The sequence below is a fragment of the Rhizobium sp. BK312 genome, assembly GCF_014193605.1.
Taxonomy (GTDB): Bacteria; Pseudomonadota; Alphaproteobacteria; order Rhizobiales; family Rhizobiaceae; genus Rhizobium.
In genome coordinates this window covers 745,682-766,868 of sequence record NZ_JACHZP010000003.1, presented here as the reverse complement: position 1 = coordinate 766,868, position 21,187 = coordinate 745,682, and the positions used below count along the sequence as shown (strand labels likewise).

Annotated in this window: 18 protein-coding genes and 3 tRNA genes; 10 read left to right on the top strand and 11 right to left on the bottom strand. The window is 59.7% G+C overall.

What is annotated here, in order from left to right:
• The 4 genes from FHT85_RS12330 to FHT85_RS12315 all read right to left on the bottom strand — a co-directional run.
• The coding region (locus FHT85_RS12330) for an elongation factor Tu (protein ID WP_183774090.1) at window positions 1-797 on the bottom strand (797 nt) is incomplete at its 3' end.
• A 402-nt stretch (window positions 798-1,199) separates the two neighbouring features.
• Window positions 1,200-1,628 carry a DUF3597 domain-containing protein gene (locus tag FHT85_RS12325; RefSeq protein ID WP_112337476.1) on the bottom strand — a complete coding sequence of 143 codons (429 nt, stop codon included), beginning with the start codon at window positions 1,626-1,628 and terminating at the stop codon, window positions 1,200-1,202.
• Between the two features lie 209 nt (window positions 1,629-1,837).
• Window positions 1,838-1,911 (bottom strand) — tRNA-Gly (locus tag FHT85_RS12320).
• 25 nt (window positions 1,912-1,936) lie between these two features.
• Window positions 1,937-2,021: transfer RNA gene (locus tag FHT85_RS12315), tRNA-Tyr, on the bottom strand.
• Between the two features lie 198 nt (window positions 2,022-2,219).
• Between FHT85_RS12315 and rlmB the strand changes: the two genes are divergently transcribed.
• Both rlmB and FHT85_RS12305 read left to right on the top strand, forming a co-directional pair.
• On the top strand, window positions 2,220-3,128 hold the full coding sequence (rlmB, locus tag FHT85_RS12310) for a 23S rRNA (guanosine(2251)-2'-O)-methyltransferase RlmB (protein ID WP_112337477.1): 909 nt from the start codon (window positions 2,220-2,222) through the stop codon (window positions 3,126-3,128).
• A gap of 40 nt (window positions 3,129-3,168) precedes the next feature.
• Window positions 3,169-3,858 carry an AprI/Inh family metalloprotease inhibitor gene (locus FHT85_RS12305; protein ID WP_112410565.1) on the top strand — a complete coding sequence of 230 codons (690 nt, stop codon included), beginning with the start codon at window positions 3,169-3,171 and terminating at the stop codon, window positions 3,856-3,858.
• 139 nt (window positions 3,859-3,997) lie between these two features.
• Here the strand turns inward: FHT85_RS12305 and FHT85_RS12300 are convergent, their stop codons facing one another.
• Entirely contained in the window at window positions 3,998-4,267 is a 270-nt protein-coding gene (locus tag FHT85_RS12300; RefSeq protein WP_112410566.1) for a hypothetical protein, read from the bottom strand.
• A gap of 133 nt (window positions 4,268-4,400) precedes the next feature.
• Window positions 4,401-4,476: transfer RNA gene (locus FHT85_RS12295), tRNA-Thr, on the bottom strand.
• Between the two features lie 158 nt (window positions 4,477-4,634).
• On the opposite strand from FHT85_RS12295, the gene FHT85_RS12290 reads away from it, so the two are divergent.
• Window positions 4,635-5,408 (top strand): NAD kinase, encoded by a 774-nt coding sequence (locus FHT85_RS12290; RefSeq protein WP_112410567.1) that lies wholly within the window; start codon window positions 4,635-4,637, stop codon window positions 5,406-5,408.
• 107 nt (window positions 5,409-5,515) lie between these two features.
• On the opposite strand, the gene prfB is transcribed toward FHT85_RS12290, so the two are convergent.
• The 3 genes from prfB to FHT85_RS12275 form a co-directional block, all read right to left on the bottom strand.
• Window positions 5,516-6,647, bottom strand: a protein-coding gene (gene prfB / locus FHT85_RS12285) for a peptide chain release factor 2 (RefSeq protein WP_112410568.1) whose coding sequence is annotated in 2 segments (ribosomal slippage) — window positions 5,516-6,577 and window positions 6,579-6,647 — 1,131 coding nt in all. Because the reading frame shifts where the segments join, the coding sequence is not laid out codon by codon here.
• A gap of 126 nt (window positions 6,648-6,773) precedes the next feature.
• Window positions 6,774-9,236, bottom strand: coding sequence for a penicillin-binding protein 1A (locus tag FHT85_RS12280; RefSeq protein ID WP_112337481.1), 2,463 nt, complete (start codon window positions 9,234-9,236; stop codon window positions 6,774-6,776).
• A gap of 258 nt (window positions 9,237-9,494) precedes the next feature.
• A complete protein-coding gene (locus FHT85_RS12275) occupies window positions 9,495-10,745 on the bottom strand; it encodes an N-acetylmuramoyl-L-alanine amidase (protein ID WP_409527328.1) in 1,251 nt (416 codons plus the stop codon).
• A gap of 642 nt (window positions 10,746-11,387) precedes the next feature.
• Here FHT85_RS12275 and FHT85_RS12270 point away from each other — a divergent pair.
• Window positions 11,388-14,273: a ribonuclease E/G gene (locus tag FHT85_RS12270; RefSeq protein ID WP_112410570.1), complete on the top strand. Its 2,886-nt coding sequence runs from the start codon at window positions 11,388-11,390 to the stop codon at window positions 14,271-14,273.
• Between the two features lie 184 nt (window positions 14,274-14,457).
• Here FHT85_RS12270 and FHT85_RS12265 read toward each other — a convergent pair whose 3' ends face one another.
• Complete coding sequence (locus FHT85_RS12265; protein ID WP_112410710.1) at window positions 14,458-15,615, bottom strand: pyridoxal phosphate-dependent aminotransferase; 1,158 nt, start codon at window positions 15,613-15,615, stop codon at window positions 14,458-14,460.
• A gap of 212 nt (window positions 15,616-15,827) precedes the next feature.
• On the opposite strand from FHT85_RS12265, the gene FHT85_RS12260 reads away from it, so the two are divergent.
• The 6 genes from FHT85_RS12260 to FHT85_RS12235 all read left to right on the top strand — a co-directional run bounded on the left by FHT85_RS12260 (window position 15,828) and on the right by FHT85_RS12235 (window position 20,607).
• The gene (locus FHT85_RS12260; RefSeq protein WP_112337484.1) at window positions 15,828-16,595 is read left to right on the top strand and encodes a DsbA family protein; all 768 of its coding nucleotides are present in this window, start codon (window positions 15,828-15,830) and stop codon (window positions 16,593-16,595) included.
• Between the two features lie 122 nt (window positions 16,596-16,717).
• The gene (gene aroQ, locus FHT85_RS12255) at window positions 16,718-17,155 is read left to right on the top strand and encodes a type II 3-dehydroquinate dehydratase (RefSeq protein ID WP_112410571.1); all 438 of its coding nucleotides are present in this window, start codon (window positions 16,718-16,720) and stop codon (window positions 17,153-17,155) included.
• 24 nt (window positions 17,156-17,179) lie between these two features.
• Entirely contained in the window at window positions 17,180-17,653 is a 474-nt protein-coding gene (accB, locus tag FHT85_RS12250) for an acetyl-CoA carboxylase biotin carboxyl carrier protein (RefSeq protein WP_112337485.1), read from the top strand.
• Window positions 17,654-17,662: 9 nt separating this feature from the next.
• Window positions 17,663-19,015 carry an acetyl-CoA carboxylase biotin carboxylase subunit gene (accC, locus tag FHT85_RS12245; RefSeq protein WP_112410572.1) on the top strand — a complete coding sequence of 451 codons (1,353 nt, stop codon included), beginning with the start codon at window positions 17,663-17,665 and terminating at the stop codon, window positions 19,013-19,015.
• Window positions 19,016-19,018: 3 nt separating this feature from the next.
• Window positions 19,019-19,648, top strand: coding sequence for a leucyl/phenylalanyl-tRNA--protein transferase (gene aat, locus FHT85_RS12240; RefSeq protein WP_112337487.1), 630 nt, complete (start codon window positions 19,019-19,021; stop codon window positions 19,646-19,648).
• A gap of 323 nt (window positions 19,649-19,971) precedes the next feature.
• Window positions 19,972-20,607 carry a DUF1062 domain-containing protein gene (locus FHT85_RS12235; protein ID WP_112398572.1) on the top strand — a complete coding sequence of 212 codons (636 nt, stop codon included), beginning with the start codon at window positions 19,972-19,974 and terminating at the stop codon, window positions 20,605-20,607.
• Between the two features lie 66 nt (window positions 20,608-20,673).
• Here the strand turns inward: FHT85_RS12235 and FHT85_RS12230 are convergent, their stop codons facing one another.
• A complete protein-coding gene (locus FHT85_RS12230; protein WP_112398573.1) occupies window positions 20,674-21,114 on the bottom strand; it encodes a DUF2155 domain-containing protein in 441 nt (146 codons plus the stop codon).
• Between the last annotated feature and the right edge of the window lie 73 nt (window positions 21,115-21,187).

Here is a 21,187-nt window from a genome sequence, read left to right as displayed (position 1 = left end):
CCCTGGTCGAGCAGCTTGCGGAACATTTCAACGCCGGTCACCGTCGTCTTCGACGTCGGACGGATGCCGACGATCTCGACTTCTTCACCAACCTTGACGATACCGCGCTCGACGCGGCCCGTCACAACCGTACCACGGCCGGAGATCGAGAACACGTCTTCGATCGGCATCAGGAACGGCTGGTCGATCGGACGCTCAGGCGTCGGGATGTAGGCGTCAACCTGAGCCATCAGCTCGCGGATCGCGTCTTCGCCGATCTTCTTGTCCGAATCTTCAAGGGCTGCAAGCGCCGAACCCTTGACGACCGGGATATCGTCGCCCGGGAAGTCGTAGGACGACAGAAGTTCGCGAACTTCAAGCTCGACGAGCTCGAGAAGCTCGGCGTCGTCAACCTGGTCGACCTTGTTCAGGAACACGACGATCGCCGGAACGCCAACCTGGCGGGCGAGCAGGATGTGCTCGCGCGTCTGCGGCATCGGGCCGTCGGCGGCAGAGCAAACCAGGATCGCGCCGTCCATCTGAGCGGCACCCGTGATCATGTTCTTGACGTAGTCGGCGTGGCCGGGGCAGTCAACGTGCGCATAGTGACGGTTCGGCGTCTCGTATTCAACGTGGGCCGTCGAGATCGTGATACCACGAGCCTTCTCTTCCGGAGCCGCGTCGATCTGGTCGTACGCCTTGAACTCGCCGAAGTACTTCGTGATCGCTGCCGTCAAGGACGTCTTGCCGTGGTCAACGTGACCGATCGTACCGATGTTAACGTGCGGCTTATTGCGCTCAAACTTACTCTTTGCCATTTGAATGCTTCCTGTGAACGTAATGAGTGACCCCGGCGAACCGGTTTAGTGCCGCCGTTTAAGGCTTTCATCGCATTTGCGCAAGACTTAATTGCAGGCCCTATTCCGGGCGAAGCCTGGCCGATGGCGGATGATCTAAAGCCATCAACATTCCTTCGCCGCGTAAGGTTCGCCGGCCGATCCGGAAAGACAAAAAAGCATTTGCCGGTTCAGGCACTTACATAGGGAGACACGGAGAAGAAATCCAGTGCCGCTAGAGGGGTAGGCATTCGTACGATCTCGAACGCAAAGCGCCCTCTCCCGGCAGGAAAGGGCGCAGAATTATCAAACCACAATCAATCGTCGCTTGTCACGATGCATCATTCGACGCAGCCGATCGGAGACGCCGAAGCTTTGCAGCGATCAGTCGAGAAGATCAGCCGGCACCTTGCCGCCATTGTCCGCAAGCTTCTTCAGAAGAGCCTTGTGGAGGAACATGTTCATCTTGGCGGAATCGCCGGCATCACCGGTATAGCCAAGCTCCTGCGCCAGTTCCTTGCGCTCGGAAAGGCTCGCATCCATGCCAAGCGCCTTCATCAGGTCGACGATCGAATGTTTCCAGTCGAGCTTCTGGCCGCTTTTCTTGACAGCAGCATCGAGGATGGAGGCGATATCCACCGGCGCGGACGGTGCGCTGGTGGCAGGCGAGGTTGCTGCCGTCGTCGCTGAAGGAGCCGGCGTCGGCGCAGGCGCCGGATTGGCAGTTGCGGAGGTGGTCGACGGTGCCGGAGCAGCCTCGGCAGCCTTTGCCTGTCCCCAGATTGCACCCTTGATCTTGTCGAAGATACCCATTTGCGCTCTCCCGTTTCGGTTGCCTGAGCAATATGTATCGCTCGCGCAAATATAAGCAACCCTTCATGTCAAATATGCAAAGACCGAAGCCAATACGCCGGTGAGACACGCCGAGACCGAAGCCGCCATCAGGACCGACAAGCATGCAAGGCACAATATCCTCTTCGCTGTAACGAAGAACGATGAAGATGCTAACAAATTGAAATTCTTGGAGCGGGTAGCGGGAATCGAACCCGCGTATTCAGCTTGGAAGGCTGCTGCTCTACCATTGAGCTATACCCGCGGGATGGTCAAGATCCGGCACGGAATGGTGGAGGGAGTTGGATTTGAACCAACGTAGGCTGAGCCAACGGATTTACAGTCCGTCCCCTTTAACCACTCGGGCATCCCTCCAGTATTCCGACTGGATCTTGCGACCAAGCTTGTCAGACCGTGGCGTCGCCGCCGTGATCTGCGCCGCGTATATGGCCGGACCACTTCCGTCTGTCAACACAAGGAATTGCCAAAAATGACAAAAAAATTTCAGCCTGTGGGAAAAGCCCGGCACTGAAAGAGGCTAGGCGCTTGCGGACGCGCTGGTTATAAAGCCGCATGAGCAAAGATAAAATTTCCGGCCGCTCCGGCCCAGACAGCACCTCCGACGACAAGTCGGCCAAAGACACGCATTACGCCACTCTGCGTCGCGCGCATCGCGATGCCAAGCGCGAGCGCGGCGAAATCCCGACGCCGACGCCGCAGAAGCGCAAGAAGACTGGTGCGGACGATTGGAAGCCGCCGGCGCTCGCACCCGACCAGGTCTTTCTCTATGGCCTGCATACGGTTCGGGCGGCGCTCAGCAATCCACAACGCAAGAACGTCAAGCTGTCCACGACGCAGAATGCGCTGGTGCGGCTTGAGGTAGGCCCGGCCGACCAACTCGGCATTCCCGTCGAGATCGTCTCGCCGCAGGATATCGATAAGGTGCTCGGCCCGGAAGCGATTCACCAAGGCGTCATGTTGGAAACGCGCCCCCTGCCCGTGCGCCGTCTCGAGGCATTGAAGGACAGCCCGTTGCTCCTGGTCCTCGATCAGGTGACGGACCCGCACAATGTCGGCGCCATCATGCGCTCGGCCGTCGCTTTCGATGCGGGTGCCGTCATCACGACACAGCGCCACAGCCCGACCGAATCAGGCGTGATGGCAAAATCGGCCTCGGGCGCGTTGGAACTCATACCTTATATACAGATCACCAATCTCGCCGATGCGCTCGGCGAGCTGCACCGGCTCGGCTTCACGACCATCGGGCTTGATTCGGAAGGTCCGGCACCGCTGGAAGGCACCTTCAGCGGTGACAAGATCGCCCTCGTGCTCGGCTCCGAGGGCAAGGGTCTGCGCCAGAAGACACGGGAGACGGTGAATGCGCTCGCTCGGCTCGATATGCCCGGCGCCATCAAGTCGCTCAATGTCTCGAATGCTGCCGCGATCGCGCTATATGCGACGCGGTCCTATCTCAAATCATAGTGGCGCCCTTGGCGGCCGCAGCACGTTGGGAGAATTTGCTTTGATCCGTCTTCTTGGTCCCGCGGCGGTTGCCGCCGCCCTTGCTTTGACCATAGTCCAGCCGGCGCGCGCCGCCGATGACGAAATGATCCAGGCGCAAGCAGGCGTCTGGCTGGTTGCGCCGGAAAGCGGCGCCAAGGGCTGCCGCCTCACCTTCGGGACGAATGCGGTCTCCGGCGGCTACGAGATTACAGGGGCGGATGCATGTGCGACGCCGCTCCCCGCCCTTACCGCGGCCAAGATCTGGAATTTCACCGATGATGGCGCGGTGGCGATCGCGGACGGTGGGGGCAAGCCGCTCATGCGCTTCCAGCAGGAGGAAGGCTCGCCGTGGGAAAGCGAAGGCGGCGATCGGACCTGGCTGCTGCCGGCGATCGGCGATGTCGATCACGTGCCGACTACCGAAAGCCTTGCAGGCGCGTGGCGCATCCAGACGCCGGACGGCAAGCCCATCTGCGATATCACGCTCACAACCGATAAGGATCAGGACGGCACCTCCAAGATGTCGCCGAGCGGTGATTGCGCCGGCGAAGTCGGTGACCTCAAGCTTTCCCTGTGGGCGACAGAAGGGTTCGGACTTGTCATGCTGGGCAATGACGGCTCCTCGCTCTCCTTCGATATGAAGCCCGACGGCAGCTTCCAGAAGTCCGAAGAAGAGGAAGGCGAGCCGTTGCTGCTGGTACGCAAATAAGCAGAGCCCGGCCGCAGCCCGCCGTATCGCCAACATAGCCACATTTCTGATGTCGGCGACCGCCTTCATGCGAAGCCGGGACCCCTTCCGGAGGCTGCTCTTTCCGCGCACCTTGCGCCGCCAATGCGCGGATAGGTGATCAGTGTATCGCAGGGTCCGCTTCGTCGAAGAACGACCTGATGCCATCGCGCGCGATCGTCGCCAGGAACTCGTCGAATGCCTCGCGATCGGTCGCGAAGGGCTCTTCCCATTCGATTAGATCCTCTTCCGGCGTGATGACCTCCATCCGCCAGTCGGCATTGGTGCCGGCCGGGCGAAAGATATCGACCAGGACGGTCACGCCATCGTCGGTGAATTCACCCGAAAGCTCGGAGTGTTCGAGGTTAGGCTTCTTGGGCTTGCTCGGCATAGGGTTCCAGGTACATGAATATAGGATTGATGACTGTTACGAGCGTTCGGAGCCCGTTAGCAACGAGATATTATGTCGTTGTCGCCGGTTTTCCATACCGGAGATGAAACGATCGACAATATTCAGGAAAAAATGGTGCCCCCGGCAGGGTTCGAACCCGCGACCCCCTGATTACAAATCAGGTGCTCTACCAACTGAGCTACAAGGGCGTATGGGCATGCCAAATAACAGACTTTGAAATCCTGTAAAGGGAAAATCGGTCGATCCACGTTAAAGCTGGGGATCGACCGATTCACCAGTTCGCGCGAAACGTCTTGTCGCGACAAGGGAATGACATTACGAAGAATCGCTATTCAGAGGACATTGCATGTCGCGCAATCTTCAATCCGTTTGTTTTCTCGCCTCCACCGCGCCAGAGGCTCAAGCGGCGCAGGAAGAGCTTATTGGCCTCTACGGCCAGACATCGCAGGAAGATGCGGATATTGTCGTGGCTCTCGGCGGCGATGGTTTCATGCTGCAGACGCTGCACAAGACGATGAATACCGGCAAACGCGTCTATGGGATGAATCGCGGCTCCATCGGCTTCCTGATGAACGATTACCGCACGGACGGTTTGGCCGAGCGCATCGAAGCAGCCGTCGAAAACGCGTTTCACCCCCTGCAGATGACCACACGCAATGCCGACGGCAGCTCCTGCGTCGCGCTCGCCATCAATGAAGTGTCGCTGTTTCGTCAATCCTATCAGACGGCAAAGCTTAAGGTGGAGATCGACGGGCGGGTTCGCCTGCCGGAACTGATCTGCGACGGGCTGATGGTGACGACGCCGGCGGGCTCCACCGCTTACAATCTTTCCGCCCATGGCCCGATCCTGCCGCTGGAAGCGCCGCTGCTTGCCATGACGCCCGTCAGCGCCTTCCGCCCCCGCCGCTGGCGCGGCGCGCTCCTTCCCAACAGAGTGACGGTCGACATCACCGTGCTTGAGGCGGAGAAGCGCCCCGTCAATGCCGCCGCAGACAATACCGAAGTCAAATCGGTTCTCGGCATTCAGATTCGCCAGAGCGAGGATACGACGGCCCGCATTCTCTCCGATCCGGACAGGTCATGGTCGGACAGGATCCTGGCGGAACAGTTTTCGGATTGACCGAGCTATCTGCATCAGGCCCAAAAGGCTGGAAGCAGCGGGCCAGTATGCACCATGAAAAAAGCCCCGTCTCCGGGGCTTTTTTCTATGCATGAACGGATGCGACCTTATTCGACGTCGTCGACGACCGCATCGGCAGCACCGCTGATGCGATGCGCTAAGGCTGCTTCCATGAACTCGTTGAGATCACCGTCCAGAACGTCGCTCGGCGCCGTGCTGGAAACGCCGGTACGCAGATCCTTCACCAGCTGGTAGGGCTGCAGAACATAGGAGCGGATCTGATGACCCCAGCCGATATCCGTCTTGGAGGCGGCTTCGGCATTGGCCGCCTCTTCCCGCTTCATCAACTCAGCTTCGTACATGCGGGCGCGCAGCATGTCCCACGCCTTGGCGCGGTTCTTGTGCTGCGAGCGTTCCTGCTGGCATTGCACGACGATCCCGGTCGGTATGTGCGTGATACGTACGGCCGAATCGGTCGTGTTGACGTGCTGACCGCCGGCGCCCGACGAGCGGTAGGTATCGATGCGGCAATCGCTTTCGTTGATCTCGATCTGGATCGAGTCGTCAACGACCGGGTAGACCCAGATCGACGAGAATGACGTGTGACGGCGCGCGTTGCTGTCATAGGGCGAAATGCGCACGAGGCGATGCACGCCCGATTCGGTCTTCAGCCAGCCATAGGCATTGTGGCCCTTGACGAGCAGCGTTGCAGACTTGATGCCGGCTTCTTCGCCGTCATGGACTTCCAGCAGCTCCACCTTGAAGCGCTGGCGTTCGGCCCAGCGGGTATACATGCGCAGAAGCATGTTCGCCCAGTCCTGGCTCTCGGTGCCGCCGGCGCCGGAGTGGACTTCGAGGTAGGTATCGTTCGAGTCAGCCTCGCCCGACAGCATGGCTTCCACCTGCCGTCGCGCGGCTTCCGCCTTCAAGGCCTTGAGCGCTTCTTCAGCCTCGCGGACGACATCGGCGTCGCCCTCTTCTTCGCCCAGTTCGATCAGTTCGACATTGTCGGCAAGCTGCTGCTCCAGCGCGCGCACGCCACTAATGCCATCGTCAAGCTGCTGACGCTCGCGCATCAGCTTCTGCGCCTCAGCAGCGTCGTTCCAGAGGGTCGGATCCTCTGACTTGTTATTCAACCAGTCCAGTCGTCTTACCGCCTGGTCCCAGTCAAAGATGCCTCCTCAGCAGGGTGATAGCCTGCTTGGTTTCATCGACTACTTTCTCGATTTCGGCTCGCATAGTCCCACTTCTTCATTTCACCGCTCAAGACAAGCGGTCATCCAATTCAAAGAGTGCTGGTGACATAGATATACATGCCGCTGGTGTAAAGCCCCGCGGCATGTCGATCAGACAAATAGGGTCGGATCAGAAGAGACCGCCGGATCCGGAGGTAACCGCCTGGTTCGCCTGCGGCGAAGTCCTGAGGATTTCCTCAGGCGCAACCTGCGCAGCGGCATCGCCGCCGCCGATGACCTGCAGGCTGGTAGCCGGGCCGGTGCCGGGCTTGAAGGCTTCCATAATGGCATTCGGCTCGCCGGGCTGTGCGGCCATGCCGGTCGCGCGGTTGACCGCAACCATCGTCATGCCGGCCGGAACCTGGAACTTCTCAGGCGCCTCATCCTTCGTGGCGGCCTGCATGAACTCGTTGAAGATCGGCGCGGCAAGGGCGCCGCCGGTGCCACCGCGGCCGAGCGTGGCTGGCGTATCGTAGCCGATGTAAAGGCCGGCGACGAGGCTCGGCGTGTAGCCGACGAACCAGGCATCCTTCTCATCATTGGTGGTGCCGGTCTTGCCGGCGACATCGGTATTGAGCTTGATCTTGCCGGCGGCCGTGCCGCGGATGATGACGCCCTGCATCATCGACGTGACCTGATAGGCCGTCATCGGATCGAGCACCTGCTCGCGATTGTCGGCGATGACAGGCTCGTCCTGATTCTGCCAGGCGCTAACGTTGCAACTGTCGCAGACGCGTTCCTCATGCTTGAAGATGGTCTTGCCGTAACGGTCCTGGATGCGGTCGATGAGCGTCGGCTTGATCTGTTTGCCACCATTGGCCATGACCGAATAGGCCGAAACCATGCGCAGCACCGTCGTTTCGCCGGCGCCGAGCGACATGGCAAGCACGGGGTTCATATGGTCGTAGATACCGAAGCGCTCGGCATATTCGGCAACCAACGGCATGCCCATATCGGAAGCGAGACGCACCGTCATGAGGTTGCGCGAGTGTTCGATGGCGAAACGAAGCGTATGAACGCCACCACCCTCGCCTTCGTAGTTCGTCGGCTTCCAGACATCGCCATTGCTCAGCGTGATCTGCAGCGGGTCGTCCAGAATGACGGAGGCCGGTGTATAGCCATTATCCATGGCGGCCGCGTAGACGAAAGGCTTGAACGACGAACCGGGCTGCCGCTTGGCCTGGGTGGCACGGTTGAATTCGGACTGCGCGTAGGAGAAGCCGCCGACCATGGCGAGTACGCGGCCGGTATGCGGGTCCATGGCAACGAGACCGCCCTGCACCTTCGGCGGCTGGCGCAGACGGTAGCTGCTCGAATCGGCATTACCGGTCTTTTGCACGTAAATCACATCACCGGGGCTCAATACGCCGCTCGGCGATTTGGCCGACTTGCCGCCGGCCGAGCGATAGGCCCAGCGCATGTCGGCGGGGGAGATCGTGCCGCGTGTCCGCTCCGTCGATACCTTGCCGGCGGCATCGACGCGCGGCTGCAGGCCGATATCAACGCCTTGATCCGATACGGAAAGGACGACGGCGACCCGCCATTCCGGCACGTCGCTCAGGCTTGGAACCTTCGCGAGCTCGACGCCCCAATCCTGTGAGGTGGCAATCTGCTTGAGCGGGCCGCGATAGCCGCGGCGCTCGTCATAATCGATCAGACCATCCTGAAGGGCCTTGCGAGCTTCGAGCTGCATCTGCGGATCGAGCGACGTACGAACGGAAAGGCCACCTTCGTAGAGGGTCTTCTCGCCATATTGGTCGATCAACTGGCGGCGAACTTCCTCGGCAAAATAGTCGGACGCGAAGAGCGACGGGCCGCTCTTCGGCGGCACGACGCCGAGCGGCTGCTTCTTCGCCTCTTCACCGTCGCTCTGGCTGACATAGCCATTCTCGACCATGCGATCGATCACCCAGTTGCGGCGGGTGAGCGCTGCTTCGGCGCGGCGGAAGGGATTATAGTTCGACGGACCCTTGGGGAGCGATGCCAGATAGGCCGATTCGGCGATGGTCAGTTCGTTGACCGACTTGTCGAAATAGGTGAGAGCAGCGCCGGCGATGCCGTAGGAATTCAGGCCGAAATAGATTTCGTTCAGATAAAGCTCGAGGATCTTGTCCTTGCTGTAGGCCTGCTCGATGCGGAAGGAGAGAATCGCTTCTTTGATCTTGCGGTCGAAAGTCTGGTCGGCGGACAGCAGGAAGTTCTTGGCGACCTGCTGCGTGATGGTGGACGCGCCGACGAAGCGGCGGCCGGAACCGATATTCTGCAGATTCACGGCCACGGCGCGGATAAGACCGCCGACATCGACGCCGGGATGGTTGTAGAAATTCTTGTCTTCCGCCGAAAGGAAAGCCGCCTTGACGCGATCGGGAATGGCCTGGATCGGCACGAAAAGCCGGTTCTCGCGCGAATATTCCTTCATCAGCGCGCCGTTGCCGGCGTGGATGCGCGTCGTGACCGGCGGCGCGTATTTGGCAAGCACCTCGTAATCGGGCAGTTCCTTCGAGACCACGCTCAGATAGATGGCAGCCGCAGCCGCCACACCCAGAAACAGGAGGCAGCCTAGGCCAAAGAAATATCCAATCAGTCTGATCATCTGATACTACCGGTGCTTGTTCTTCATGCGGCACGTGCGCGAGATCATCGCATAATCACGGGCGTTTTGCACGCTCGCGGCGTGAATGCAAGACGGCAATGGGACAAAGCCGTGCTTCATACGCGAGCAAATGATACTTCGCTGTAACGGCGGGAATGTGAGCAAAATAGGGCCCAACGCCAGCATTCCAATTTCGTCCAGTCCTAAAGTACATCGCTGTTACATGGAAGCCACGACGGATCGTCCAATCCGAAGCCATCAGCCGCCATTGGCGATGATGGCCACGCGATACTGCTCCACCGCCTCCGTCAAACGATCGGCGACCTTCTCCCGCCAATTGGCATCGAGCAGCAGCTTTTCATCCTCCTTGTTGGAGAGAAAACCGAGCTCGAGCAGGATCGAGGGCACGTCGGGCGCGGTCAGCACCTGGAAACCCGCATGGCGATGCGGATTGTTGATCATGGCGATCTGCCCGTTGAACGAAGACAGCACGTCCTGCGCCAGCGATATGGAGAAGGCTTGCGTTTCGCGGCGTGTCAGATCCATGAGAATATCATTGACGGCGGCGGGCTGCGCCTGTGTTTCGGCACCGGCGATCTGATCGGAATTGTTTTCACGATCGGCCACCTCGCCGGCAAGACGGTCCGATGCCTTGTCCGAGATGGTATATACGGTCGCGCCGCGGATATCCTTCTGCTTCAGCGTATCGGCATGGAGCGAGATGAAGAGCGAAGCGCGATTTTGCCGGGCGATGGTCACGCGTTCGGACAGCGAGAGATATTGATCCTTATCGCGCGTCAGGAAGGCCTTGATGCCGGGCTGCGCATTCAGCTTGTCGGCAAACATCTTCGCAAATGCGAGCGTAATGTCCTTTTCCTGCGTGACGCCGTCCGTGCCGGTCGCGCCGGCATCGATACCGCCGTGACCGGCATCGACCGCAACGAGGAAGACATTCGGATCGGCTTTCTGCGCCGGCTCGACCGGACCGACGTCCTTGGCGGTATCGTCGCTCGTCCAGCTCTGCTTGTTTACGAGCTCGGCAAATTGTTCGGCAGGCAGCATCTCGGCATCCAGCACGAGGCGCTGCCCCTTGCCGCTCTCATCGGCCTGAACCTTGGCCGTGACCAGCTTAACCGGTTTCTTTGCCGTCAGCACGATACGGGCGCTGTCCGCATCCATCGTGCCGTAGCGAATATCCTTGAAGAGGCCGGTCGGCTTGAGACTGCCAGCGGGGAAGCCGAATGCAGTTGATGGGAGATCGACGACGATGCGGACGGGATTGTCAAGGTAGTGAACCGTGAAGGTGGGAGCCCGGTCCATGTCGATGACGATACGCGTGCGGGCATCGTCACCGGCGATGCGGGCGCCATAGGCAAGCACAGAAGCATCCGCCGCCGCTACGGGCGCAAATGCAGAAACCGAAACGAGAATTACCAGAGCAAAGGCCGCTGCCGCAAATCGCAAAGCCCTCACGCCACTCTCCGCCACATGCCGCAATCCCTTTACCAAGTGCCCAACGCGCCCCATATTGGTTTCGGCGTTGTTTTTGAAGTGCCAATAACGGGAACCAGGTTTGACCTGATGGCTGCATCGGTGATGCGCCGGGAGACGAATCGACAAGACATCCTCCCGCGTCCTCATCATCCGACGAATCCATCAATATTATGGCATACTTGGCTTTTCCCTTGCTATTGTGACAGATAAAACATACAACGCATATTAGGGTAGAAGTGTTGACGGGATAGAGTCGTCGCAAAGGCAGCCGCCTCGAGTACCAGGCGCCAATAAGCGGCATTCATCCGCCGTCTGCAGTACTTCTGCTCGAAACAGTGGATATCTGAATTTCCGGCTTCAAACGGGAAATTCATCGGTGGAGAGCCACCAAACGCTCTTTAGAGAGCACCTTCATCGGACCCATTTGTGGGTCTAAGGCATAGTTGATCTCGCTTGGTTACGGATGTTACCGCAGCAGCTTTTTCAGAAAGTCAACAGACCCCAGGGATGTGATGCCCGGGCTGCCGTCTGGATGCTGTCATCGCCGAACCAATCGCGACTTTCATTATCCGGCGCAACAATTGCGGATCACATCCGGCCTGTCCCAGTGACAGGCAGGCCCCCGTCCGACTGTCTGCGCCGAGGAGCACAGCTTTCATGGCAGACAAAATGCTTATCGATGCGTCTCACGAGGAAGAGACGCGCGTCGTTGTCGTTCGCGGGAACCGCATAGAAGAATTTGACTTCGAGTCCCAGCACAAGAAGCAGATCCGCGGCAACATCTATCTTGCAAAGGTAACGAGGGTCGAGCCCTCGCTTCAGGCCGCTTTCGTTGACTACGGCGGCAACCGGCACGGCTTCCTGGCCTTTGCGGAAATCCATCCCGATTACTACCAGATCCCGTTGGCCGACCGGCAGGCGCTTTTGAAGGCTGAGGCCGAAGAGCATCGCCGCGACGACGACGTCGAGCATGTCGAAACGGCGCTCGATCTTTCACAGCAGGAACAACCCGATATCGGCATTGTCCCGGCGCAGGCCGAAGAGGCCGCAGTGCCGGCCGCAATCGCGGAAGAGACTCCTGCTTCGGAGGCTGTCGAAGCCACCGAAAAGGCAGCGCCTGCCAAGAAGGCAAAGCCGCGCCGCAGCCGCAAGAAGGCCGCAGTTGAAGAAGCCCCCGCCCCTGAAGCGACGGACGCAGTCGATGCGCCGAGCGAGGACGAAGAAGGACCGTCGGGCGAAATGGCGGCGATGGTTGAAACCGATTCGATCTCGGAAGACGTCGCGACCTCCAAGCGTCGCCGCGATGACGACGACGATGATGATGACCATGAAGAGGAAGTGATCGAATCCGTCGGCGCCGAAGACGCGATGGAAGAAGTTCCCGATCGGGCCCAGCGCAAGCCGCGCAAGCAATACCGTATCCAGGAAGTCATCAAGCGCCGCCAGATTCTACTGGTTCAGGTGGCGAAGGAAGAGCGCGGCAACAAGGGTGCGGCACTCACCACCTATCTTTCGCTCGCAGGCCGCTATTCGGTTCTCATGCCGAACACGGCGCGCGGCGGCGGCATCTCCCGCAAGATCACCAATCCGCAGGACCGCAAGCGCCTGAAGGAAATCGCCAAGATGCTCGAAGTGCCGCAGGGCATGGGCGTCATCCTGCGTACTGCCGGTGCCAACCGCACCAAGGTCGAGGTCAAGCGCGATTTCGAATATCTGATGCGCCTGTGGGAAAACGTCCGCACCCTGACGCTGGCATCGACGGCTCCTTGCCTCGTTTACGAAGAAGGCAGCCTGATCAAGCGCTCGATCCGCGACCTCTACAACAAGGATATCAGCGAGATCATCGTCTCCGGCGAGGAAGGCTATCGTGAAGCGAAAGACTTCATGAAGATGCTGATGCCGAGCCACGCCAAGGTGGTTCAGCCGTACCGCGACATCCATCCGATCTTCTCGCGTTCCGGCATCGAAGCGCAGCTCGACCGCATGCTGCAGCCACAGGTTACGCTGAAGTCCGGCGGCTACCTGATCATGAACCAGACGGAAGCGCTGGTTTCGATCGACGTCAACTCCGGCCGCTCGACCCGCGAACATTCGATCGAGGACACCGCGCTCCAGACGAACCTCGAAGCAGCCGACGAAGTGGCTCGCCAGCTTCGCCTGCGCGACCTTGCCGGCCTGATCGTCATCGACTTCATCGACATGGAAGAAAAGCGCAACAATCGCGCCGTCGAGAAGAAGCTGAAGGAATGCCTGAAGAATGACCGCGCCCGCATCCAGGTCGGCCGCATCTCGCATTTCGGCCTTCTGGAAATGTCGCGCCAGCGCATCCGCGCTTCGGTTCTCGAAAGCACGACGCAGATCTGCTCGCATTGCGGCGGCACGGGTCACGTCCGCTCGCAGTCTTCCGTTGCCCTGCATGTCCTGCGCGGCATCGAGGAATATCTGCTCAAGAATACGACGCACGACATCACCGTGCGCACGACGCCAGACATTGCGCTCTATCTGCTCAACCACAAGCGCCAGACGATCATCGATTACGAAAGCCGCTTCGGCGTCGCGATCCTCATCGATGCCGACAACGCCGTTGGCACGCAGCACTTCGCGATCGACCGTGGCGAGCCGGTCGCCAATCCGGTGAAGATCGAAAGCCTGTTCAACTTCGCAGCCATCCCGGACGATGATGACGACGATATCGTCATCGAAGCCGATGAGGATGAAGACGAAGAGTTGGAAGAAAAGGCTGCAAGCGCCGAGCAGCAGCCTGCCGCTCGCTCTGAAAGCAATGATGGCAACCGCAAGCGCAAGCGCCGTCGTCGGCGTCGTGGCCGCGGCAATGATAACCAAGCCGCTCCTGCTTCCGAAGATGGCTCCACGGCCGATATCGCCGATGATGGAGACGAAGGCGACGATGACGAGGATGATGCCGGCGCAGATAATGCCGCATCCGCTGGCGGCGACGATGACGCGCAGCAGAAGCGTAAGCGCCGCCGCCGCGGCAAGCGTGGTGGCCGGCGTAATCGTGAAAACGAAGGCAACGAACAGACCGCTGCAGGCGAGGAAACCGGTTCCGGCGAAGCTGATGAGAATGATGCCGAGGACGGCGACGAAGCAACCGTAACGGTGGCCGAGATCGCGGTCGCCGAAGGCGAAGCTGCCGTCGAGGCGCAGCCCGCCATGGCAGCGGTCGAAACCGCAGCCGTCGTCACCGAAGACGTCAAGCCCGCCAAGGGCCGCGGTCGTCGCAAGGCAAAGGCCATCGAGGCATCGCCGGTCGAGACGCCCGCGGTCGACGAAGCGCCGGCAGCGGATGTCGAAATCGAAGCGGTCGCCGAGACCACCGAAGCTTTGGACAATTCGGCGGAAGCGGCAACGCCCGAAGCGACTGAGGATGCAGCCAAGCCGGCCCGAGCCAATCGCGAATCGAACGTTTCCTCCTCTGCTCCAGTGGTAAAATCCACTCGCACCAATGAAGGTGGCGAGAGCGACGGAGAGTCGACGAAACCGAAGAAGGCCGGCTGGTGGCAGCGCCGCGGCTTCTTTTAAGAAGACCGACTGAGAATAATTTGACAAAAATCCGGCCGTGGCGACGCGGCCGGATTTTTCGTTTCCGTTGCACGATTTATTCGTCAGTCATGCCCAAGCACTGAACAGATCGAGGCCAAAGCGTACAGCTCTTCGACTTGCGAAAGCACTTTCGCAAGCTCGCACAAGCTATTGATTGCGGATTCTATTTCAGCCAGGCCGCCATGCGTTCGGTGGCTTCCTCGATCTCGGCATTCGAGCCGGCATAGGAGAAACGCATCGCGCGATGTCCTTCCACGGGATCGAAATCGAGGCCGGGCGTAGCGGCAACATTGATTTCCGCCAGCATCTTTTGCGCGAAGACCATGCTGTCGTTCGTGAAGCGGCTGACATCGACATAGGCGTAGAAAGCGCCATCCATGGGCGAGGCAATGTGAAAGCCGATTTCCGGCAGCCGGCGCATGAGGAAATCGCGGTTGCGGCCATAACTCTCGCGATAGACATCTAATTCGGCACCTGCGCCGAGCGCAGCCTCGGCGGCGATCTGCGACAATTCCGGCGCGGAGATATAAAGGCTCTGGGCCACACGTTCGATGGGGCGGACCAGCCGCTCCGGCAAGACCATCCAGCCGATGCGCCAGCCGGTCATGCAATAATATTTCGAGAAGGAATTGATGACGATCGCCTCGTCCGTCAGTTCCAGCGCGCTCGTCTCCTCGCCGACGAAGGTCAGCCCGTGATAGATTTCATCGGAGATGAAGGCGATGGAGTGATCCGCACAATAGTCAGCCAGCGCTTTCAGAGCCGCCCTGCCCGTTACCGTGCCTGTGGGATTGGCGGGGCTTGCCAGCAGTACGCCCTTTAGGCGCTTGCCGCTCGCCGCTTGTGCTGCCTCCAAGCTCTCGGGCGTGAGTGTAAACTGCGTCTCCTCGGTGACCGGAACCTCGACGACATCGAGACCGAGTGCGGCAAGGATGTTGCGATAGGCCGGATAGCCCGGTCGTGCGATGGCGACACTGTCACCGGCATCGAACAAGGTCAGAAAGGCAAGGTTGAAGCCAGCCGACGATCCGGTCGTGATCGCAATGCGCTTCGGATCGATGCTGAGGCCGTGGTGTGCCTGGTAATGGGTGGAGAGTGCCTGCCGCAGGGCTAGAGTGCCGAGCGCATCCGTATAGCCGATGCGGCCATGGCCGAGAGCCGCACGCGCAGCCTCCAACGCCGCCTGAGGTGCGGGATGAGACGGCTGTCCGACAGCCATGGAAATGACCGCATGTCCGGCTTGGCGTCTCCGCGTCGCTTCCGCCAGTACGTCCATGGCATGGAAGGGTTCGACGTCGCTGCGCTTGGATAGGGAAAACAAGGTCAATTCTCTCTCGGATCGGATAGGCAAGCGACATTTGCCGCAATATCGGCTCGTTCACAATCCTGCGATTGCGGCTTTGTCGTGAAAATTCCTGTTTCTGGAAATAAGGACGCACCGTAAATTGTCGATGCCTATTTGCGGATGTTAACCCGACGATGCTATGGCGCATCCGAGAATGACGTCTCCGATCAGATCCAAACGAGGACCCAATGACCTTTTCTCTCAAAAGCCTGCTGACGGTTTCGGCGATTGCCCTGACAGCATCCTTCGCCACAATCCAGCCGGCCGCGGCGCTGGACGACCAGCAGAAGAAGGAAATCGGGGATTTCATCAAGGAGTATCTCGTCGAGCATCCGGAGGTGCTGCTGGATGCGCAGGCCGCGCTCGAAAAGAAGCAGGACGAAGCCCGGATCGCACAGTCGTCGCAGGTGATCACACAGAACAAGGACGCGATCTTCAATTCCAAGGATGATGTCGCCATCGGCAATCCGAAGGGCGATATCACCGTTGTCGAGTTCTTCGACTATAATTGCACCTATTGCCGGCATGCGCTTGGCGACATGGACAAGCTCCTGCAGCAGGACAAGAATGTTCGCTTCGTGCTGAAAGAGTTCCCGATCCTTGGCCAGGATTCGGTAGCAGCCTCCCGGGTTTCCAGCGCGTTCCGCTTGCTCGCTCCGGAAAAATATGCCGAGTTCCATCACAAGCTTCTTGGCAGCGACGGCCGCGCTTCCGAAGATACCGCCATCGATGTCGCCACCTCGCTTGGTGTCAGCGAAGCGGCCATCCGCGCCGAAATGGCAAAAGCGCCGAATACCGCCATGATCAAGGCCACCTATCAGCTTGCTACCGATCTCGGCGTCAACGGCACACCCGCCTACGTCATCGGCAACGAGATGATTTCCGGCGCGGTTGGCCTCGATGCCATCAAGGAGAAGATCGCCAACGTTCGCAGTTGCGGCAAGACGAGCTGCTGAGCGGCGCAAAAATGCCAAAATCGCGGCGTTTCCACATCTAGAGGCACGCAACCTTCGCACCGGGGCTTTCCTATAGGGCCTCGGGAGTCTATAGGTTGCGCTGCACTTTGACGGAACCACTGATGGCGCAAACTATTTTCGTCCTTAACGGACCCAATTTAAATGCTCTCGGCAAGCGCGAGCCGGGCATCTATGGCGGCAAGACGCTCAAGGATATCGAAGCCGACTGCAAGTCCGTCGGTGAAAGCCTGGGCTTCGTTGTCGACTTCCGTCAGAGCAATCACGAAGGCGTGCTGGTGGACTGGATCCATGAAGCCGGCGACAAGGCCATCGGTGTCGCGATCAATCCCGGCGCCTACGGTCACACGTCGATCGCTTTACACGATGCGATCCGCGCCATCTCCATTCCCGTCGTGGAGGTGCATATCTCAAACATCCACGCACGCGAAGAATTCCGGCACAAATCGATGATCGCGCCCGCTGCAAAGGGCATGATCTGCGGTTTCGGACCTCATAGCTACATCCTGGCGCTGCAAGCGCTGAAATCCATCACCCAATAACAAAAATACAGGGCAAGAAATCCAATGGCTGAAAAGAAATCGGGTATCGACCAGGCGCTGATTCGCGACCTCGCCAATATTCTCAACGACACGGATCTGACCGAGATCGAAGTCGAACAGGAAGATTTGCGCATCCGCGTGTCGCGCGCCGGCGCGACGCAATATGTTCAGGCGCCGATTGCCGCCCCGGTCGCCTATGCCGCTCCCGCCGCCGCTGCAGCAGCGCCGGCCACTGCTGCTCCGGCAAGCAACGCCCGCAATCCCGACAACGTCGTCAGCGCGCCCATGGTCGGCACTGCCTACCTGGCGCCGGCACCGGGCTCTGCTGCCTTCATCCAGGTCGGCGCGACCGTCAAGGAAGGGCAGACGCTGCTCATCATCGAAGCCATGAAGACGATGAACCAGATTCCCGCGCCGAAGTCCGGAACGGTGACTGAAATTCTCGTTCAGGACGGTCGTCCGGTCGAGTACGGCGAAGCCCTGGTCGTCATCGAGTAAGGTCGGCCCATGCCCATTATTTCGAAGATTCTCATAGCCAATCGCGGAGAGATCGCTCTGCGCGTGCTGCGCGCCTGCAAGGAGCTTGGCATTGCGACCGTTGCGGTGCATTCAACCGCTGACGGCGACGCGATGCATGTGCGCCTGGCGGATGAAAGCGTTTGCATCGGCCCGCCGCCGTCGCGCGACAGCTATCTCAACATCCACCAGATTGTTGCCGCCTGTGAAATCACCGGCGCGGACGCCGTGCATCCCGGCTATGGCTTCCTTTCGGAAAATGCCAAGTTCGCCGATATTCTCGATGCACACGGCATCACCTTCATCGGTCCGACGGCGGAGCATATCCGCATCATGGGCGACAAGATCACTGCCAAGACCACGGCGCAGCAGCTCGGCATTCCGGTTGTCCCCGGCTCCGACGGCGAAGTGAAGACCGAGGCGGATGCGCTGAAGACGGCACGCGAAATCGGCTATCCGGTTCTCATCAAGGCAACCGCCGGCGGCGGCGGCCGCGGCATGAAGGTTGCCCGCACGGAAGAGGACCTGATCGAGGCTTGGTCGACGGCCCGCACGGAGGCCGCAGCAGCCTTCGGCAACGAATCCGTCTATATGGAAAAGTACCTCGGCAAGCCGCGCCACATCGAAATCCAGGTTTTCGGTGACGGTGAAGGCAACGCTGTCCATCTCGGTGAACGCGACTGCTCACTGCAGCGCCGCCACCAGAAGGTCTGGGAAGAAGCCAACTCCCCGGCACTCAACGTCGAACAGCGCATGAAGATCGGCCAGATCTGCGCCGACGCGATGAAGAAGCTGAAATATCGCGGCGCCGGCACCATCGAGTTCCTATATGAGAACGGCGAGTTCTATTTCATCGAAATGAACACGCGCCTGCAGGTGGAACATCCGGTCACGGAAGCGATCACAGGCATCGACCTCGTGCACGAGCAGATCCGCGTCGCTTCCGGCGGTGGTCTTTCGGTCACGCAGGATGAGGTGCATTTCCAAGGCCATGCCATCGAATGCCGCATCAATGCCGAGGACGCGCGTACCTTTGTCCCCTCGCCCGGCACGATCACGCATTTCCATGCGCCTGGCGGCCTCGGAGTCCGTATCGATTCCGGCGCCTATCAGGGCTACAAGATCCCTCCCTATTACGACAGCCTCATCGGCAAGCTGATCGTGCACGGGCGCACCCGCGTCGAATGCATGATGCGCCTGCGCCGCGCGCTGGACGAATTCGTGGTGGATGGCATCAAGACCACCCTGCCGCTCTTCCAGGATCTGGTTTCCAACCAGGATATCGCCAACGGCGATTACGATATCCACTGGCTGGAAAACTACCTGGCAAACACATCGGCCTAGCCAATGCCCGGAGCGCGCGGCAGACATCCCGGCGTTACCCCGGAGATCCTGCTGCGCGCCTATTCCATCGGGCTTTTCCCGATGGCCGAATCGGCTGATGACCCGGAAATCTTCTGGGTCGAGCCGGAACTGCGGGGTATCATCCCCCTGGATACGTTTCACGTCTCCAAGAGCCTCGCCAAGAAAATCCGTCAACACCCCTTCGACATCCGTTTCGATAGCGATTTTGAGGCGGTCATCGCCGCCTGCGGCGAACAGACGAGCGATCGCCCCAGCACCTGGATCAACGAGACTATCCGCTCGCTCTACGCCACCCTGCACCACATCGGCCATGCCCATTCCGTCGAAGCTTGGGAAGGTGACCGGCTGGTCGGCGGTCTCTATGGCGTCTCACTGGGGTCCGCCTTCTTCGGTGAAAGCATGTTTTCGCGCCGCACGGATGCTTCCAAGATCTGTCTTGTCTATCTGGTGGAGCGCCTGCGCGAACGCGGCTTCACCCTGCTCGATACGCAATTCACCACCGAGCATCTGAAGACATTCGGCGCCATCGACGTGCCGAAGGATGCCTATGCGAAGATGCTGGAAAAGGCGATGGAATCGCCCAATCTCAGCTTTTCCGACGATCCGCCCTGAGCGTTTTGGGACCACTTCAAATTCCGGTTGTGGTCTGCTATCCCTTCGGGCGAAGAGCATTGGTGCATAGAGGTTCCACTTTGCCGTCGTAAATACCGGTCTCATCCAAATCACCCCGTGCCTCAGGGCGGCAAGATGCCGTCCGATGCATGTTCATGTCCATTGGGTGATGGCCTGAGACCGGTTTGGCATTGTCAAAACGCGCCTAATGCAGCCGCCGCTGTCTCAGCTCTTCAGCCGTCCCGCAATATCGCCATGCCGTGCCCCGACGGGCTTGTCTCACCGCCAGCTTGGTGGACTTCCAGACGGAAGACCAAGACGGTATGTGCAATATTCTTCAGGTCCGTTGGACCCTTACGCCTAAAACATCGCCTCAGCCATGGATCGCCTGCAGCGGCTGCGGATCGCCAAAACCCTTCCGATCGAGCGGCAAGATCCGGCTCAATGCCAATGGTAAGCGGCTCGATGCCTGGCTCGTCTATAAGTGCATCGATTGCGACAAGACATGGAACCGAACGCTCTTCGAGCGCCGGACCGTTCAAGACCTTGGCCCGTCCACGCTAGAGGCGCTACAAGGCAGCGATCCGGAGTGGGTGCGAGCGCAAGAGTTCGAGCTTGATGGATTGAAGCGGAAAGCAAAACGTGTCGACGAACCGTCCGACGTTATCATCCGGAAGGAGGCGATACATGCGGCAAGCAACTGGACTTTGCTTGATATCGAGATATCAGCCGAGTTCCCGGTGAACCTTCGCCTTGATCGGCTGCTTGCATCGGAGTTGGCGATCTCGCGCTCGCGGCTTCAGGCCCTCCGTGACGGAGGCAAGTTGAGAGCCCATCCGGACCGCAACGACTTGTTTCGTCATAAGGTCAAAGACGGTCTGAGGATCATTCTCGATTTGTCGGAGATTGCCGATCGTGAGGCGATAGGTGAATCCGCCGCCAATTCGGATCACTGTTAAGACGATGCCCGCAGGAGCAAGGCTTCTGCGGGCTGTTCCATCCCGCAATCTACGTCTCGAAGGCGATTACTTCGCGCCAGCGGTATCCGGCGCCGGAACGTCGGACTTTTGCTTGCACTCTTTCAGCCAGACGTCATAGATCGGATGCTCGACGGCGTTGAGGCCGGGGCTATCGGCAAACATCCAGCCGGTGAAGATACGGCGGATACGGCGATCGAGGGTGATCTCGTCGACTTCGACGAAACCGTCTACCTTCTGCTGCTCGGTATCGTCTCGCGAATAGCAGGCGCGCGGCGTCACCTGCAGCGCGCCGAACTGCACGGTTTCGTTGACATAGACATCGAAAGTGGTGATGCGTCCGGTGATCTTGTCGAGGCCGGAGAAAACGGCGACCGGATTTGCGATGCGGGCGGCCTCGGCGGTGGAAGCTGCCAAGATGCCAGCGACGAGAGCAATGCCGGCCACGGCCATTGCACGCAAAGAAGCGCTCCGCGTGAAAACCATCATATCCGCCACTCTCCGCTTGGTCTCGGTCAAGGCGCCGAGCAAAAGCCGGCCTATGTCGCGCCTAAAGCCCAAT